Here is a 15,609-nt window from a genome sequence, read left to right as displayed (position 1 = left end):
GCCGGCTCCGCCTGCGCCTCCCGCGCCGCCGCCTCCTCCGCCCAAGCCGGCGAAGAAGCTGACGCCGCGCGGTAGCCCGCAGAGCTGGGTGACGAACGACGACTATCCCGCCGCCGCGCTTCGCGGTGAGCAGCAGGGCACCACCAGCTTCCGCCTCGACGTGGACGCGACCGGCAAGGTGACCAACTGCACCATCACGGGATCGAGTGGTTCGGCATTGCTCGACAATACGGCCTGCTCGCTGCTGAAGCGTCGCGCCCGGTTCTCGCCGGCCGAGGATTCCGCAGGGAACAAGATGCCCGCGAGCTGGCCGAGCCGGTTCCGTTGGGAGCTGCCGAAAGACTGATTGGGGTGTCCGGCGCGCCGGGTGAGCTCGCGCGCCGGAGTTGTGAAAACGACGAAGCGAAAATTCTTAGAGGAAAGATCCAAACATGTTCACGACCATTCTCGCCGCTGGGGCCAACGCTGGAGCGCCGCCTGCCAACTTCGACGTGCTGCACGCTCTCAATGAAGGCGGCGTCATCTCGTGGGCGACCGCGATCATCCTGACCGTGATGCTGTTCTTCACGCTCTACATCCTCTTCACGAAGGTGTTCGAGCAGCAGAAGATCCTCAACCAGGGCAAGCGCGTCCGTCAGACCTTCTGGTCGGCCAACAGCCTGCGCGAAGGCGCGGCGAAGCTCGCCAAGAACTCGGCCTATCGTCAGCTCGTCGACGACGCGCTGCTCGCTCAGGACCAGTACAAGGAACTGACTGATCCGATCGAAGCCCATGACTGGCTGCACGGCTCGCTCGCTCGCTCGGAAGGCACGATCAACTCGCAGCTCGCGACCGGTCTCGCATTCCTCGCGTCGGTCGGTTCGACCGCACCGTTCATCGGTCTGTTCGGTACCGTCGTCGGCATCTTCCGCGCGCTGATCAAGATCGGTGCGGAAGGCCAGGCTTCGATCGGCACCGTCGCCGGCCCGGTCGGTGAAGCACTGATCATGACCGCACTCGGTCTCGTCGTCGCCGTTCCGGCCGTGCTCGCCTACAACTGGCTGCAGCGCCGCAACAAGTCGATCGCAGAGCAGATGAGCGCCTTCTCGAACGAAGTGCTCGGCTACCTCGCTTCGGACGGTCGCGTGCGCCCGGTCGCCAAGAAGGGTGCTGCTCCGGCCGCCAAGGCTCCGCAGGCCTCGACGACCGCCGCCTGATCAGGCTCGGATACACCGTGGGGCGGGCATTCCTCGTCCGCCCCACGGATCCGGTCCGATCTTCGGCCCGGGACAGGATGCGAAAGATAGGATAAGCGCCAATGGCGATGAGTGTGGGTGGAGATTCCGCCGAAGACAAAGCGATGTCGGACATCAACACGACGCCCCTCGTGGACGTTATGCTGGTGCTTCTGATCATCTTCCTGATCGCCATTCCGACGGTGATCCAGTCCGTCGAGCTGACGCTGCCGAAGGTGGTGTACGAGCCGACCGAGACGAAGCCGGAGAACGTGCTCCTTGCCGTGCGCGCCAGCCCTGAGGGCCAGTGCCAGGTTTATTGGGGCATGGCGCCGGTGACCAGCGAAGAGCTGTTCAATCGCGCCGAGAAGAAGCTGAAGTCGGAGATCGACAAGCAGGGCGGTCTGACCGCGCCTGACCTGGAACTGCCCGAAGCGCATATCCGCGGCGACATCAACACGCCGTATCGCTGCATCGGTGCCACGATCTTCACGATGCAGCGCGCGGGCTTCATCAAGGTGGGCTTCATCTCCGAACCGCCGCCCAACTCGCAGCAGTAATCGGCTACCGTTTTAAGGGAATTATCTCATGGCAATGAGTGCAGGTAGCGCCGAAGGCGAGCCGATGGTGGAAATGAACACGACGCCGTTGATCGACGTCATGCTCGTTCTGCTCATCATGATGATCATCACGATCCCGATCCAGTCGCACGCGGTGAAGATCGACCTTCCGCAGCAGCCGAAGGATCAGGTGAAGCCGCCGGTCGAGCCGGACAAGAACAAGATCTTCATCGACGAAGCGGGCCGCGTCTACTGGAACAGCGTTCCGGTCGATGACACGCTGCTTCGCCAGTATCTGGACGCCAGCAAGGCCCTGCCGGTCGAGCCGGAACTGCACTTCCAGCCCGCGCCGACCGCGCGGTACGAAGTGGTGGATCACGTCCTCGCGATCGTGAAGCGCGCGAACATCACCAAGCTCGGCTTCGTCGGCAACGAGCAGTACGGCAGGGACTTCTAAGCCCTGAACGAACACGGCCGCGCTCCGGCGCTGGCCAGATGGGAGGCGGCCTTCGGGTCGCCTCTTTTTTTGTGCCGAAATTGCGCGCGATCGCCTGCTGGCTGCGATCACGAAGTCGCTTGCGAATATGAAACATAAATGTCATAAAAACTCCATCAAACAGTCACGACACTGAAATCGTGACGTCACAGCGAATGGAGGGAATTATGCGTCACCTGCTTGTCGGCCTCACCATGATGGCTCCGCTCGCGTTGGTTGCGATGCCTGCCCAGGCGCAGGCCAATGATCCCGCTGCCAGTGTCGCGATTGCCCAGGGCGATTACGCCAGCGCCGAACGCACGCTGCTTCAGGAACTTCGCATCCATCCGGGCCGCCCCGAACTGCTGCTCAACCTCGCGGCCGTTTACTCGCGCACCGGCCGGGTGAACGAGGCGCAGACGCTGTATCGCCAGGTGCTCGGCCAGCGCGATGTGCTGATGGATATCGCGGCGGATCGCACCGCGGGTTCGCATGCGGTCGCCAACACCGGCCTGCGCCGCATCGAAACGGCATCGCAGCTCACCGTACGCTGATCGTACGGCTTCGAGGCTGGAAACGGCCTGTATTTCGTCAGAAGTGACTGACCCTTTCCGGCTCCGGCCGGGGAGGGTTTTCTTTTGCGGCAGTAGCCCTGCCGTGCGGCGTCAGAGCCGCGGCAGCGTCACGCCGCGCTGGCCCATATATTTGCCGGCGCGGTCGGCATAACTGGTCTCGCAGGGCTCGTTGCCCTTCAGGAACAGGAACTGGCATGCGCCTTCATTGGCATAGATTTTCGCGGGCAGCGGCGTCGTGTTCGAGAATTCCAGCGTGACATGGCCTTCCCATTCGGGCTCCAGCGGCGTCACGTTCACGATGATCCCGCACCGCGCATAGGTCGATTTGCCGAGGCAGATCACCAGCACGTCGCGCGGCACCCGGAAATATTCCACCGTCCGCGCCAGCGCGAAGCTGTTGGGCGGAATGATGCACACATCGGTCTTGCGATCGACGAAGCTGGTCGACGAGAAATCCTTCGGATCCACCACCGCACTGTCGATATTGGTGAAGATCTTGAACTCGTCGGCGACGCGCGCGTCATAGCCGTACGAGCTCAGGCCATAGCTGATGCAGCCCTCGCGGCGCTGCGCCTCGACGAACGGCTCGATCATGCCGTTGGTGGTTGCCTGTTCGCGAATCCAGCGGTCGGAAAGAATGGACATGACAGAGCTTTCGCGGGTCCGCGCGCGCGGGGCAAGGGGGGTATTGGCGCCGAGGCTCTGCATCGCGATATGACGGCGCGAAATGCGCGGCGATCAGGGACCGCGATCCGAAAGGGACAGGATGTTTTGCTGGTTCACTGGCATGTCGCCCGAAGTGGCGGCGGCGCTGATTACCGTATCGGGTGCGATACTGGGTGCTTGGCTGCTCTACATGTCGACCATCGCCGTCGCGCGGAAGAACCTGTTTGTGACTACGGTCACCACCGAGCGTGCGAAGTGGCGCGAGGAGCTTCGGAAAGCCACCGGCGCACTTTACCCGGCGGTGCGCGCGGCGCTGGAAACGCGAACCGCCGAAACGCTGGGAGCGCTCGACGAACAGCGCATCGCCATCCGGCTGCGCCTCAATCCCAGCCGGGAAGAGAAGCACAAGCTGGATATCGCGATATCAGACGCGCTTCAGGCGCTGATCCTTGCGGTCGAGCGCAACGATCCGATCGAGGCCTATACCCGGCTCGAGCTTATCGAGAGCAATGTCCAGCAACTGCTCAAGCAGGAATGGGACAAGTCCAAGGGTGAAGCCCGCTCCGGCGAACTCGCGCCCTAAGACTACAGCTACTCTACCGCCAGCTCGAACGGCGCCGCGGGCAGCCCTGCCTTGTCGTACAGGTTGCACCGCGGACTATCCCCCCAGCAGAAACGCACGCGAGCTGCCTGACCGGTGCCGGGCGCCAGGACCACATCGCCCCCGTCGATCCGCGCAGGCACAAAGCGGCAGCTGCCATAGGCCGTCCCGCACAGTTCGAACCCGATCGGATCGCTGGCGGAATAGGCGACCAGCGCACGATCGAAGCCGGCAAAGCGCACCCGCACGCCATCGGGCCCCTTGCTCGCCTTCACCGCCCAGGGGCCGGACCATGGCAATTGCTCGCCATAGGCCTTTGCCCGCGCGCCCAGCGCCAGACGGCGGCCGACTTCCTGCTTGTTGGCGGGATGGATGTCCCACACATCGCCCAGATCGACCGCCACGATCAGCGCGGCATTGGGATCGCCCGCGACCGCGCGGCGCTGTTCGTCGCGTACGCCCGCGGTGCCGCTCTCCATCGGCGCGGTGTTCGGCGCGCCCCAATTGGCAAGCTGGACGATCAGGAAGGGCAGGCCGGTATCGCCGAACTGCGTGCGCCATCCCGACATCAGCCCGGCCAGACGCCCGGCATAGCCCGCCGGAACGCCGGTATCCGCCTCGCCCTGATACCAGGCGACGCCGCGCAGCCCATAGGGTCCGATCGGCGCGATCATGCCGTTATAGATGCCCGAAAGCCCCGCGATGGTCTCCCATGGCGCATGCGGCGGATCGCCGATGCCGGGCGTGACCCTGTATTGCCATTTCGAGGCCTCGGGCAGCGGGATCGTGCTGCCGTCGCGCAAGCGGATCACGCGCTGCTCGGGCTTTCCATAGGCGCCGCCGGGACCGAACGTGTCGAGCGCGCTGATCACGATCCGGTTCACGCCGGCCTTCAGCGTGCCGGGGGCCAGCGGATAGGATCGCAACGCGTCCCACATGTTCGTCGTGCCCACGGGAATGCCGTTGACGAAGCTCATGTCCATATCGTCGACGATGCCGAGGTCGATCGAGACGGCCTGTTTCGCCTGTGCGTCGGTCAGCGTGATCTCGGTGCGGTACCAGACGATGCCGTTATAGGCCTCGAGCTGCGGCACACCCCATTTCTCCCAGAAATCGAAGGCGGGCAGGGTGGCCCAGTCACCCGGCGCACCGGCCTGCCACGGCTCGCGCCCGGCCGCGTCCCCGCTGCGCTCGCGCCACCAGCGGGTCCATGTCTCGCCCCATTGCTTAGCCGAAGCCGTTGGATCCTTGCGATGCAGCGCCAGCAGCGCGCCGCTCTCGCTGGCGGCGGGATCGACGGCAAGCGACGCCGCGCTGCGCCACGCATTCACCGCAGTGCCGCCCCAGGTCGCATCGATCAGCCCGAACGGCACGTTCAGCCGCCCCTTCAGGTCGCGCGCCATGAAATAACAGGCGGCGGAAAAGTCGGCGATACTGGCCGGCGTCACCTTCTGCCACGATACCGGCTTGCCGAACGTGGCGAGCGGGTTGGGCGCGGAATCGCGGCTGACGCTCAGCAGGCGCATCTGCGGATCATTGGCGTTGGCGATCTCGCTCTGGGCGTTGAGGCCCTGCGAGACCGAGAATTCCATGTTCGACTGGCCCGAACACAGCCAGACCTCGCCGATCAGCACGTCGCTGATCGTCTGCGTCACCCCACCCGCCGTCACGCCAAGCGTAAAGGGTCCGCCCGCCGGCATCGGGCGAAGGGTCGCGCGCCAATTGCCTTCCCGATCTGCCGTTGCCGTCGTGCTGTTGCCTGCGATCTCGATGCTGACCTGCTCGCCCGGCTTGGCTGCACCCCATATCGGCAGCGGCTTGTCGCGCTGAAGCACGGCGTGATCCTGAAACATCGGATGGAGCAGAGTCTGCGCGGAGGCGAAAGGCGCCACGCAACACGTCAACGCTGTCAAAATCGCCTTGGCCAGTCTCGACGGCATATCTCTCTCCTCCACTTTTGACGCACCTTGCCGTGCTGCGCGCGCATGGCAAGCGAAGAATGATAGCGCTAACTCACCTGCGCGGGATCGCCTTTCGGCGCCCGCATCTTTGCGGCATAGTCGCGCGCATGAAAGCGTTCGTGCTGACGAGATATGGCGGCCCACAAGTCGCCGAATTGCGCGAAGTGCCGCGCCCCGAACCCGGTCCGAACGAGATACTGGTGCGCGTGCATGCCGCGGGCCTGAACCCGGTCGATTTCAAGATCCGCCAGGGCATGCTCAAGGTCGTGCAGCGCTACACGCTCCCCGCCGTGATGGGTAACGAGTTCGCCGGGGTTGTCGAAGCAGTGGGGCAGGGCGTCACCCGCTTCGCTGCCGGCGACAGCGTATTCGTCCGCACCGACAAGGCGCGCATGGGCGCCTTCGCCGAATATGCGGTGGCGCACGAGGATATCGCAGCGCCGATCCCACCATCGCTCGATTTCGAAGCCGCCGCGGGCATCCCGCTGGCCGGGCTGACCGCGCTTCAGGCGCTTCGCGACGAATTGAAGCTCAAGCCCGGCAGCCGCGTGTTCATCCCGGGCGGTGCGGGCGGTGTCGGCACGTTCGCAATCCAGATCGCCAAATGGCTCGGCGCGCATGTCACCACCACCGCATCGCCGCGCGGCCGCGCACTTGTCGAGCGGCTCGGGGCGGATGTCGTGATCGATTACACCAGCCAGCGCTTCGAGGATCATGTCCGCGACATGGACGGTGTGTTCGATCTGCTCGGCGGCGAGACACTGCAAAAATCGTTCGGCGTGGTGAAGCGGGGCGGCACTGTGGTGTCGGTCGCGGGCCTCCCCGAACCCGAAACCGCCCGGAAGGATCTGAACCGCGGCATCGGTCTGCAGGCGCTGTTCTGGCTCGCCAGCTTCGGCTCGCGCGCCGCGGCACGGCGGCATGGCGTCAGATATCGTTATCTGTTCATGCACCCCAGCGGGGCGGAACTCGCCGAACTGGGCGCGCTGGTCGAGGCGGGGAAGATCGAACCGGTAATCGACCGCGCCTTCCCCTTCGCCGAGATCGACCAGGCCTTCGCCTATCTCGAATCCGGCCGTGCCAAGGGAAAGGTCGTGGTGCGGATCGCGAGCTAGATCAGATCCTTCGGCCCGAACGCCGCCGGCAGCAGCTCGGACAGGCGATAGGTCGTGATCGCGTCTCCCTCCGCCGCGCCGCAATGGACGGGCAGGTCGCGGTCGCCCAATTGGGCGGCTTCGTTGATCACCTGACGGCAACGGCCACAAGGGCTGACCGGCGTCGTGCCCGCCGGACCATCGGGGCCGATCAGACCGCCGATCACCCCGATTTCCGCCACGTCGCGCAACCGGCCTTGCGCGCTCACCGTCGCCAGCGCCACCGTCTCGGCACACAGCGACAGGCCGTAACTCGCATTCTCGAAATTCGCGCCGGTCACGATCGTCCCGTCGGTCAGCAGCACCGCCGCCCCCACGCCGAAGCCCGAATAGGGTGCATAGGCGTTGCGCGCGGCCTTGCGGGCCTCCGCGATCAGCATTGCCGGTGTCACATCGCTCATTTGACCATCACATTCCAGTTGACCATGCCCGCCACGCCTTCGATGCGGCGGAAGCTCGATGCCTGCCACATCGTCCATGGCTTGTCGAAATAGGATCCGGGGAAGAAGGCCTGCACGCTCCACAGCTTGCGCTGAATTCCGGCGCTGACCCGATATCGATCCTCGAACGCGCTGGACACCTTCAGGATCGCCGGCTTGCCGGTATGCGCCTCCACGCCCTCCAGAAAGCGGTTGATCTCGCCGATCACCACGTCGCGTTCGGGCCGGGCAGGGCAGCTGCCCTCGAAATCGAGCATCAGCGCCACCGGCAACTGATCGTCGGACCGCGGCACGGTGGAGACCAGATTGCCTGCCTGATCCGCGGCAAGCTGACACAGCGAGAACACATGGATCGCCCCGCGCGGGATGCCGGCTTCGTACAGGCCGCGCCAGTAATCGGCGAAGCGCGCATCGCGCTCCTTCGCGCCCATCGTCGCGCGGGCATAGACGAAGCGCACGCCATAGGCGCGCTTCACGCCCCACCAGTTGATCGCGCCATTGCGCTCGCTCACGTCGATGCCCTGTTCGGGAAAGGCGCGTTCGTCGGGCTTCCAGTTGATCGCCAGCAGGAAACCGGTGAGGCCGATCAGCGCCAGCGCCAGCGTGACCCCGGCGAACACGCGCGTTCTGCGCCAGAGAACGCGAGGCGACACCGGTCAGCCCTTGATGTGCAGCACGCAGATCAGCGTGAACAGCCGGCGGGCGGTGTCGAAATCCACGTCGATCTTGCCCTCCAGCCGCTCCTTCAACAGGTCGGCCGCTTCGTTGTGGATGCCGCGCCGCGCCATGTCGATCGTTTCGATCTGCGCGGGCGAGGCGTTGCGAATCGCCTGATAGTAACTGTCGCAAATCGCGAAGTAATCCCGGATCGGGCGGCGGAATCGAGCGAGACCCAGCACAAGCGTTTCGAGATGGGACCCGTCGGCGCGCATCATGTGCAGCGCCAGCCGCCCCTCCTCCACGCTCAGGTGCAGCTTGAACGGCCCGGCATAGTCGGGGCTGCGCAGCACCGGCGCGAAATGATTGTCCTCGATCAGGTCGAAGATCGCGATGCGCCGTTCCTGCTCGATATCGGCCGAGCGCCACAGGATGGTGCGCTCGTCCAGCGTGACATCGATGATGCGCGGGTCCGACATGCACGCCCTATCCGTGTTTCCCCCGTTTTCCACAAGCGTTGTGGTTGATGCTATAAGGTCGCTCGACGACAGGATTGCCCATGGCCCAGCCGATTCCCTTTCCCGCCCCCGGCGCGCCCGAAGGCGTGCAGCTTCCCGCGAACATCGAGGCGGAAGCTGCGCTGCTCGGCGCGATGATGATCGACAATCGCATCGCCGAGGACGTACTCCAGAAACTGCGTCCCGAGCATTTCTTCGAGCCGCTTCACGGCCGCATCTACGAGCAGATCGCGTTTCTGGTCGGTGACAACCGCCTCGCGACTCCGGTCACCCTGCGCCCGATGTTCGCCGCGGACCCGGCGATGAAGGAACTGGGCGGTCCGGCCTATCTGGCGCAGCTCACCGGCAATCCGGCCAGCCTGATCGGCGCACGGGCATTCGCGGATCAGGTCTATGACCTCGCCATGCTCCGCGCGCTGGTGACAGTCGGTCGGGACATGGTCGATGGCGCGCTCGACACCAGCGTGGACATCAATCCCGCCAAGCAGATCGAGATTGCCGAACTCAAGCTCTACGAAGTCGCCGAGAAGGGCGACAGCGAGGGCGGGGCCAAGAGCTTCACCCGCGCCGCCGCGCTTGCGGTGAAACAGGCCGAGCGCGCGATGAACTCGGGCGGCAGCGTGTCGGGCATCACCTCGGGCCTGTCGGACCTGAACGCGATGACCGGCGGCATGAACCGTTCGGACCTGATCATCCTCGCCGGGCGCCCGGGCATGGGCAAGACCTCGCTCGCCACCAACATCGCGTTCAACGCCGCGCGCCGCTGGATCGACGACAAGGAAGCCGGGATCGACGAGGAAAAGTCGATCGGCGCACCGGTCGCTTTCTTCAGCCTCGAAATGTCGGCCGATCAGCTGGCGATGCGTATCCTGTCCGAACAATCGGAGATCGTGTCGGAAAAACTGCGTACCGGCGATCTCAGCCCGGCAAACTTCCAGAAATTCGCCCGCGCCGCCGCCGATCTTGAGCAGCTTCCGCTGTTCATCGACGATACGCCCGGCCTCACCATCGCCGCGCTGCGCACCCGGGCGCGGCGTCTGAAGCGCCAGCACAAGATCGGCATGGTCGTGGTCGACTATCTCCAGCTGCTCACCGGCTCCAGCCGCAGCCAAGGCGATGGCCGCGTGCAGGAAATCTCGGAAATCAGCCGCGGCCTGAAGACGCTCGCCAAGGAACTCCACGTTCCGGTGATCGCGCTTTCCCAGCTCAGCCGCGGCGTCGAAAGCCGCGAGGACAAGCGCCCCCAGCTGTCCGACCTTCGTGAATCCGGCTCGATCGAGCAGGACGCGGACATCGTGATGTTCGTCTATCGCGACGAATATTATCACGATTTCAAGGCACCGGCCCAGCCGACCGATCGCTCGACACCCGACGAGATCGCCAAATACCAGGCGTGGTTCGATCACCAGCAAGAGGTGGCGAACAAGGCGACGGTGATCATCGCCAAGCAGCGTCACGGCGCCACCGGCTCGGTCGATCTGCGCTTCGAGCGTCAGTTCACCAAGTTCAGCGATCTCGTTCCCGGCGGTTATTGACCGTCTGCGCTTGCCCGATGCGCTTGGGGACGCCATAGGCGCCGTCCCCCAACGGCAGCACAGGCAGTTTCGGACGTGACGAATGCGCTCGGCCTCGATTTCGGCACGACGAACAGCGTGGCTGCGCTGGCCGCGGACGGCGGCGCGCCCGAGATGGTCGAATTCGCCGCGCCTGCCGCGACCGGATCGGTATTCCGCTCGGCCTTGTGCTTCTGGGAAGACGAGACCGTGCGCGGCGGCATGGCGGTCGAGGCCGGGCCATGGGCCATCGCCGAATATCTCGAATATCCCGAGGGCAGCCGCTTCATCCAGTCGTTCAAGTCGGTCGCGGCCAGTGCTTCGTTCGAGCATGCCGCGATCTTCGGCAAGCGGCTCCGCTTCGAGGAACTCGGCCAGGCCTTTCTCCGCAAGCTGGTGAGCCATGCGGGCGGCAAGCTCGACAAGATGCCTGATCGCATCGTGGTGGGCCGTCCGGTAGAATATGCCGGCAGCCGCCCCGACCCTGCACTGGCGCGCGAGCGCTATGACGCCATGTTCGCCACGCTCGGCACCGAGATCCACTATGTCTACGAGCCTGTCGGCGCCGCGTTCAGCTATGCGCGGCGGCTGAGCGACCCCGCGACGATCCTGGTCGCCGATTTCGGCGGCGGCACCAGCGATTTCTCTATCGTCCGCGTGGCAGAACCCGGCGCGGCGCAGCGCTGCGTCCCGCTCGGCCATGCGGGTATCGGCATCGCTGGCGACCGGTTCGACGCGCGCATCGTCGACAAGCTCGTCCTGCCGATGCTGGGGCAGGGCGGCAGCTACCGCTCGTTCGACAAGTTGCTCGAGATCCCGCGCGGCTATTTCACCGATTTCAGCGACTGGTCTCGGCTCGCGCTGATGCGAAACCGCCGCACGCTGGAGGAACTCCACAAGCTACAGCATGCCGCCAGCGATCCTGCCGCCATCGGCCGGATGATCGCGATCATCGAGAATGAACTGGGTTTCCCGCTCTACGAAGCCGTCGGCCGGCTGAAGCGGGCGCTGTCAGGCGAGGAAGCCGCGGCTTTCGCCTTCTCGGGCGGTGGCATCGATATCTCGGCGGAAGTGACCCGCGCCCAGTTCGAGGAATGGATCGCACCCGATCTGGCCCGCATCGAAGCGACGATAGACAATGCCCTCGCCGCGGCAGGCGTGGCGGAAACGGCGATCGACCGCGTCTTCCTCACCGGCGGCTCGTCGCTGATCCCCGCCGTGCGCCGCCTGTTCGAAACCCGCTTCGGCGAGGCTCGCATCGGATCGGGCGGCGAACTGACCTCGATCGCCCACGGCCTCGCGCTGGTCGCGCAGGAGGAGGATGTGGCGGCCTGGGCCGGTTAGTTCGGCGCTGTCACAGGCGATACATCGCCCATCGCCACCTTCATGTCGCAGGCGGTGCCCACGCGGATGCCGATGGTCGGGTCGGCGACGCGGGGGAACACGGCGTCCAGCCGCTTGCGCAGCACCGTCTCGAATTCCATCTGGCCATGCTTGCGCGGGCGCGAGACGGTGATGTCGTGCTGGATGGCGTCCTTGATCCGGTCGACCGCGTCGTCATCGAGCACGCCGACCGCGACCAGTTCCGCGCAAAGCTGCAACAGGCCCACCGAAGTCGCCTGAGCGCGCAGGCCGATATAGTCGAGGCACTCATGCAGGCGCAGCGCCTGCTCCTTCGAATTGCGATCCATCATCACTCTCCACATGCGCTACCGGGACAGGCTGTGACGGGCGCGGTTGGTCCGCATCTCCGCCGCATCGGCAGGCACTGGAGGGAAGGGAACAGAATGCGCGGGGCGCGTCAACGCACTTCGATGTGCAGCGGGACCTCCGGCACCGTGCCGAACGGACTGAACCCGGCGGCCGAAGCCGTAGTGATCGTGCAATGCACGCGCAGGAAAGCGCGGCCCTTGCGGTCGATCGCGCTCGGGATCACCTCGATATTGCCCCGCACCGCGCGCAGGGTCGAACGCGGTGCGACGCCGCACAGCCGCTCGAGCCGCACCGCATAGGCCGCGACGCTTTCCCGCCCGCGGTCGAATACCGGCAGCGGCGCCGACCGTCCCAGACTGTCGAGCGCGCGGGTGGCGGCAAGGGTGCTGTAACGCCGGCTGATCGCATCATCCTCGATGGTGAAGCCGACAGTCTGTGCGCCCGCGATCTCCTTTCCGAAGCAATCGAGCTGCATATCGTTCAGCGGCGCGCTTCCTTTGAGCGCCAGCACCGCCTCGGCCTGTCCATCCATCTGCTCGATCGCGAGCCGTTCGGGAGCGATGTCGCAGCGCGAGACGATCGCCTCGCGCAGTGTCGCGGCGTCGTCGGAAGCCATCATGAGCAATGCGGCCAGCATCGGCATGGCCGTGTGATAACATATCATGAAGGCCGGTCAAACCCGGCGGATCAGAACACCGGCAGGTTCGGATCGTTATCGTCGGTGGGCGTATGGATGCCGCACTCGGTCTTTTCCCAGCCGCGCCAGCGGCCCGCACGCGGGTCTTCGCCCGGCTTCACCACGCTGGTGCACGGCGCACAGCCGATCGAGAGATAGCCCTGCGCCTCCAGCGGATGCCGGGGCAGGTCATGCGCTTCGAAATAGGCTTCGAGGTCAGCCTTGGTCCAGCTGGCGAAGGGGTTCACCTTCAGCCGGTCCCCGTCGATCTCGAAGCGGGGCAAATTGCCGCGCGTGCTCGCCTGGAACGCCTTGCGGCCGGTGATCGTCGCGTCGAAATCGACCAGCGCCTTTTCCAGCGGCGCGACCTTGCGGATCTCGCAGCAGCCATCGGGATCGTAGGACCAGCGCAGGCCCGTCTCGTCGCGCTTGGTGATGGTCTCGGGATCGGGCGAGAGAATGCGCAGGTTCAGGCCGAGCAGTTCGGCCAGCTGGTCGCGATAGGCCAGCGTCTCGGGGAAGTGCTTTCCGGTATCGATGAACATCACCGGGATACTGCGATCCACACTGGCGATCAGGTGGAGCAGCGCGGCGCTCTCCGCGCCGAAGGACGAAACGATGCCGACATCGCCCAGCATGTGATTGCCGAGCACCGCGCGCAGCATTTCCAGCGTGTCGGCGCCGCGGAACATGTTGTTCAGGCGCACCGCATCGGCTTCGGTGAAGCGCGGCGTCAGGTCGATACGATCAACCTTCCTAATGTCGGCGTCAGCCATGCCGCCGTTTCCACACCGGCACATGCTCGTCGGCCGCGGCCTGATAGACGAACTCGTACCGTTCCAGCGCCGCGGTCAGCGTCGCCTGGTCGATCTCGGCCTCAGGGGCAAAGCTGTCGAAGCCGCAGCGGCGCATCAGCGGGATCTGGTCGACCAGCACATCGCCCTGCGCGCGCAGTTCGCCCTTGTACCCGGCTTCGCGCAGGATGCGCGCGGTCGAATAGCCGCGGCCGTCACGGAACTTGGGGAAGCTCACTTCCACCAGCGCCAGCCGGTCGAGCTGGCTGAGCAGCGGCGCGATCTCGTCGCCTGCCTCGATGCGGACGGCGGTGGCGTTCGACTGGCCGAGGAATGCGTCCAGCGTGACAGCGGGCTCGTCATGAGGCTCGTCGTTGCGGTAGCGCAGCCCGCCGGCGTTCGCCGGCAAATCGTTGACATCACCCATAAATCGCCTCCTTGAACGGCTCCATGCCGATGCGGCGATAGGTGTCGAGGAAACGCTCCCCATCGGTACGCTGCGCCAGATACACGTCGGTTGCCTTTTCCACGGCGTCGACGATGCCGTCCTCGCTGAAGCCGGGGCCAGTGATTTTGGCGAGCGACACGTCCTCCGCGCCCGATCCGCCGAGCAGGAGCTGGTAATTCTCCACGCCCTTACGGTCGACGCCCAGAATGCCGATATGGCCGGCGTGGTGGTGGCCGCAGGCGTTGATGCAGCCGCTGATCTTCAGCTTCAGCTCGCCCAAGTCGCGCTGGCGGCCCAGATCGGAGAAACGCGTCGCGATCTTCTGCGCAACCGGGATCGAGCGCGCATTGGCTAGCGAGCAGTAATCGAGACCGGGGCAGGCGATGATGTCGCTGATCAGGTCCAGATTGGCTTTGGCCAGCCCGTTGTCGGCCAGCACCTGCCAGATCGTGTAGAGATCGGCCTTCCTCACATGCGGCAGGACGATGTTCTGCGCATGGGTCACGCGCAACTCGTCGAAGCTGTACTTCTCCGCCAGGTCGGCCATCAGGTCGATCTGCGCGGACGTAGCGTCGCCCGGAATGCCGCCCGTCGGCTTCAGGCTGATATTGACGATGACATAGCCCGGCGCCTTGTGCGCCAGGACATTCTGGTCGAGCCACACCGCGAAGTCCGGATCGGTCCGGTCGATTGCGTCCGACGCACCCGCCTCATAGGCCGGCGGCGCGAAAAAGGCTTCGATCCGCTCCAGCTCCGCGCGCGGCGGATCGATGCCCAGCGCCTTCACCTTGGCGAACTCAGCCTCGACTTCCTGCGTATACTTCTCGGCCCCGATCTCATGGATCAGGATCTTGATCCGCGCCTTGTAGATATTATCCCGGCGGCCATAGCGATTATAGACGCGCAGGCAGGCTTCCATATAGCTCAGGAAGTCCTCGAACGGCACGAAGTCCTTGATTTCCGGCGCGATCATCGGGGTGCGGCCCATGCCGCCGCCGACGAACACCTTGGCGCCCAGCACGCCGTCCTTGGCGACGATCTGGATACCGATATCGTGCAGGCGCATCGCCGCGCGATCCTCGTCCGACGCGATCACCGCGATCTTGAACTTGCGCGGCAAATAGCTGAATTCGGGGTGGAAGGTGCTCCACTGGCGCAGCAGTTCGGCCCAGGGGCGCGGATCTGCGATCTCGTCGGCCGCGGCACCCGCAAACTGATCGGACGAGATGTTGCGGATGCAATTCCCGCTCGTCTGGATCGCATGCATCTCCACCGAAGCGAGATCGGCGAGGATATCCGGTGCGTCCTCCAGCTTGATCCAGTTATACTGGAGGTTCTGGCGTGTGGTGAAGTGACCATAGTCACGGTCGTACTTGCGCGCGATATGACCCAGCATCCGCATCTGGCGGCTGTCCAGCGTGCCATAGGGGATGGCGACGCGCAGCATGTACGCGTGCAGCTGCAGATAGAGACCGTTCATAAGCCGCAGCGGCTTGAACTGGTCCTCGGTGATCTGTCCGGCAAGGCGGCGGTTCACCTGGTCGCGGAATTCCTCGACCCGGGCATCGACGATCGCCTGATCGTAAGTGTCGTATTTGTACATG

General features: G+C 65.0%; 19 protein-coding genes. 9 read left to right on the top strand and 10 right to left on the bottom strand.

What is annotated here, in order from left to right:
* From P1X14_RS12255 to P1X14_RS12235, 5 genes are all read left to right on the top strand, one after another.
* On the top strand, positions 1-346 hold a 346-nt coding region (locus P1X14_RS12255; RefSeq protein ID WP_277315656.1), incomplete at its 5' end, for an energy transducer TonB.
* An 85-nt stretch (positions 347-431) separates the two neighbouring features.
* The gene (locus P1X14_RS12250) at positions 432-1,196 is read left to right on the top strand and encodes a MotA/TolQ/ExbB proton channel family protein (RefSeq protein ID WP_277315655.1); all 765 of its coding nucleotides are present in this window, start codon (positions 432-434) and stop codon (positions 1,194-1,196) included.
* Between the two features lie 101 nt (positions 1,197-1,297).
* Complete coding sequence (locus P1X14_RS12245; RefSeq protein WP_277315654.1) at positions 1,298-1,774, top strand: biopolymer transporter ExbD; 477 nt, start codon at positions 1,298-1,300, stop codon at positions 1,772-1,774.
* Positions 1,775-1,802: 28 nt separating this feature from the next.
* The gene (locus tag P1X14_RS12240; protein ID WP_277315653.1) at positions 1,803-2,231 is read left to right on the top strand and encodes a biopolymer transporter ExbD; all 429 of its coding nucleotides are present in this window, start codon (positions 1,803-1,805) and stop codon (positions 2,229-2,231) included.
* Positions 2,232-2,437: 206 nt separating this feature from the next.
* A complete protein-coding gene (locus tag P1X14_RS12235) occupies positions 2,438-2,803 on the top strand; it encodes a tetratricopeptide repeat protein (protein WP_277315652.1) in 366 nt (121 codons plus the stop codon).
* Between the two features lie 111 nt (positions 2,804-2,914).
* Here the strand turns inward: P1X14_RS12235 and dcd are convergent, their stop codons facing one another.
* Positions 2,915-3,469: a dCTP deaminase gene (dcd, locus tag P1X14_RS12230; protein WP_277315651.1), complete on the bottom strand. Its 555-nt coding sequence runs from the start codon at positions 3,467-3,469 to the stop codon at positions 2,915-2,917.
* A 121-nt stretch (positions 3,470-3,590) separates the two neighbouring features.
* On the opposite strand from dcd, the gene P1X14_RS12225 reads away from it, so the two are divergent.
* Positions 3,591-4,073 (top strand): hypothetical protein, encoded by a 483-nt coding sequence (locus P1X14_RS12225; protein WP_277315650.1) that lies wholly within the window; start codon positions 3,591-3,593, stop codon positions 4,071-4,073.
* Between the two features lie 8 nt (positions 4,074-4,081).
* On the opposite strand, the gene P1X14_RS12220 is transcribed toward P1X14_RS12225, so the two are convergent.
* Positions 4,082-5,983 carry a sialate O-acetylesterase gene (locus P1X14_RS12220; protein WP_277315649.1) on the bottom strand — a complete coding sequence of 634 codons (1,902 nt, stop codon included), beginning with the start codon at positions 5,981-5,983 and terminating at the stop codon, positions 4,082-4,084.
* A 176-nt stretch (positions 5,984-6,159) separates the two neighbouring features.
* Between P1X14_RS12220 and P1X14_RS12215 the strand changes: the two genes are divergently transcribed.
* Positions 6,160-7,167, top strand: a complete 1,008-nt coding sequence (locus tag P1X14_RS12215; protein WP_277315648.1) for an NADP-dependent oxidoreductase — start codon at positions 6,160-6,162, stop codon at positions 7,165-7,167.
* On the opposite strand, the gene P1X14_RS12210 is transcribed toward P1X14_RS12215, so the two are convergent.
* Genes P1X14_RS12210 through P1X14_RS12200 form a run of 3 tightly spaced genes read right to left on the bottom strand, consistent with a single transcriptional unit; the run spans position 7,164 to position 8,782 of the window.
* A complete protein-coding gene (locus P1X14_RS12210; RefSeq protein WP_277315647.1) occupies positions 7,164-7,607 on the bottom strand; it encodes a cytidine deaminase in 444 nt (147 codons plus the stop codon). The two genes, P1X14_RS12215 and P1X14_RS12210, sit on opposite strands and share 4 nt — an antisense overlap.
* A complete protein-coding gene (locus P1X14_RS12205) occupies positions 7,604-8,266 on the bottom strand; it encodes a GH25 family lysozyme (RefSeq protein ID WP_277315646.1) in 663 nt (220 codons plus the stop codon). Before P1X14_RS12205 ends, P1X14_RS12210 begins: the two co-directional genes overlap by 4 nt.
* Positions 8,267-8,302: 36 nt before the next feature.
* Positions 8,303-8,782 carry a UPF0262 family protein gene (locus P1X14_RS12200; protein ID WP_277315645.1) on the bottom strand — a complete coding sequence of 160 codons (480 nt, stop codon included), beginning with the start codon at positions 8,780-8,782 and terminating at the stop codon, positions 8,303-8,305.
* A gap of 80 nt (positions 8,783-8,862) precedes the next feature.
* Between P1X14_RS12200 and P1X14_RS12195 the strand changes: the two genes are divergently transcribed.
* Complete coding sequence (locus tag P1X14_RS12195; RefSeq protein ID WP_277315644.1) at positions 8,863-10,356, top strand: replicative DNA helicase; 1,494 nt, start codon at positions 8,863-8,865, stop codon at positions 10,354-10,356.
* Positions 10,357-10,431: 75 nt separating this feature from the next.
* Complete coding sequence (locus P1X14_RS12190) at positions 10,432-11,718, top strand: Hsp70 family protein (RefSeq protein ID WP_277315643.1); 1,287 nt, start codon at positions 10,432-10,434, stop codon at positions 11,716-11,718.
* On the opposite strand, the gene P1X14_RS12185 is transcribed toward P1X14_RS12190, so the two are convergent.
* The 5 genes from P1X14_RS12185 to P1X14_RS12165 all read right to left on the bottom strand — a co-directional run bounded on the left by P1X14_RS12185 (position 11,715) and on the right by P1X14_RS12165 (position 15,608).
* A complete protein-coding gene (locus tag P1X14_RS12185) occupies positions 11,715-12,065 on the bottom strand; it encodes a hypothetical protein (RefSeq protein WP_277315642.1) in 351 nt (116 codons plus the stop codon). The two genes, P1X14_RS12190 and P1X14_RS12185, sit on opposite strands and share 4 nt — an antisense overlap.
* A gap of 110 nt (positions 12,066-12,175) precedes the next feature.
* Complete coding sequence (locus P1X14_RS12180; protein ID WP_277315641.1) at positions 12,176-12,730, bottom strand: hypothetical protein; 555 nt, start codon at positions 12,728-12,730, stop codon at positions 12,176-12,178.
* Positions 12,731-12,774: 44 nt separating this feature from the next.
* A complete protein-coding gene (locus tag P1X14_RS12175) occupies positions 12,775-13,539 on the bottom strand; it encodes a phosphoadenylyl-sulfate reductase (RefSeq protein ID WP_277315640.1) in 765 nt (254 codons plus the stop codon).
* Positions 13,532-13,984, bottom strand: a complete 453-nt coding sequence (locus tag P1X14_RS12170) for a DUF934 domain-containing protein (RefSeq protein ID WP_277315639.1) — start codon at positions 13,982-13,984, stop codon at positions 13,532-13,534. The genes P1X14_RS12175 and P1X14_RS12170 overlap by 8 nt, the downstream gene beginning before the upstream one ends.
* The gene (locus P1X14_RS12165; protein ID WP_277315638.1) at positions 13,977-15,608 is read right to left on the bottom strand and encodes a nitrite/sulfite reductase; all 1,632 of its coding nucleotides are present in this window, start codon (positions 15,606-15,608) and stop codon (positions 13,977-13,979) included. The genes P1X14_RS12170 and P1X14_RS12165 overlap by 8 nt, the downstream gene beginning before the upstream one ends.
* Between the last annotated feature and the right edge of the window lies 1 nt (position 15,609).

This window comes from Sphingomonas sp. AOB5, assembly GCF_029433115.1.
Taxonomy (GTDB): Bacteria; Pseudomonadota; Alphaproteobacteria; order Sphingomonadales; family Sphingomonadaceae; genus Sphingomonas.
The sequence above is the reverse complement of the archived record's forward strand: the minus strand, read 5'-3'. Positions and strand labels throughout refer to the sequence as shown.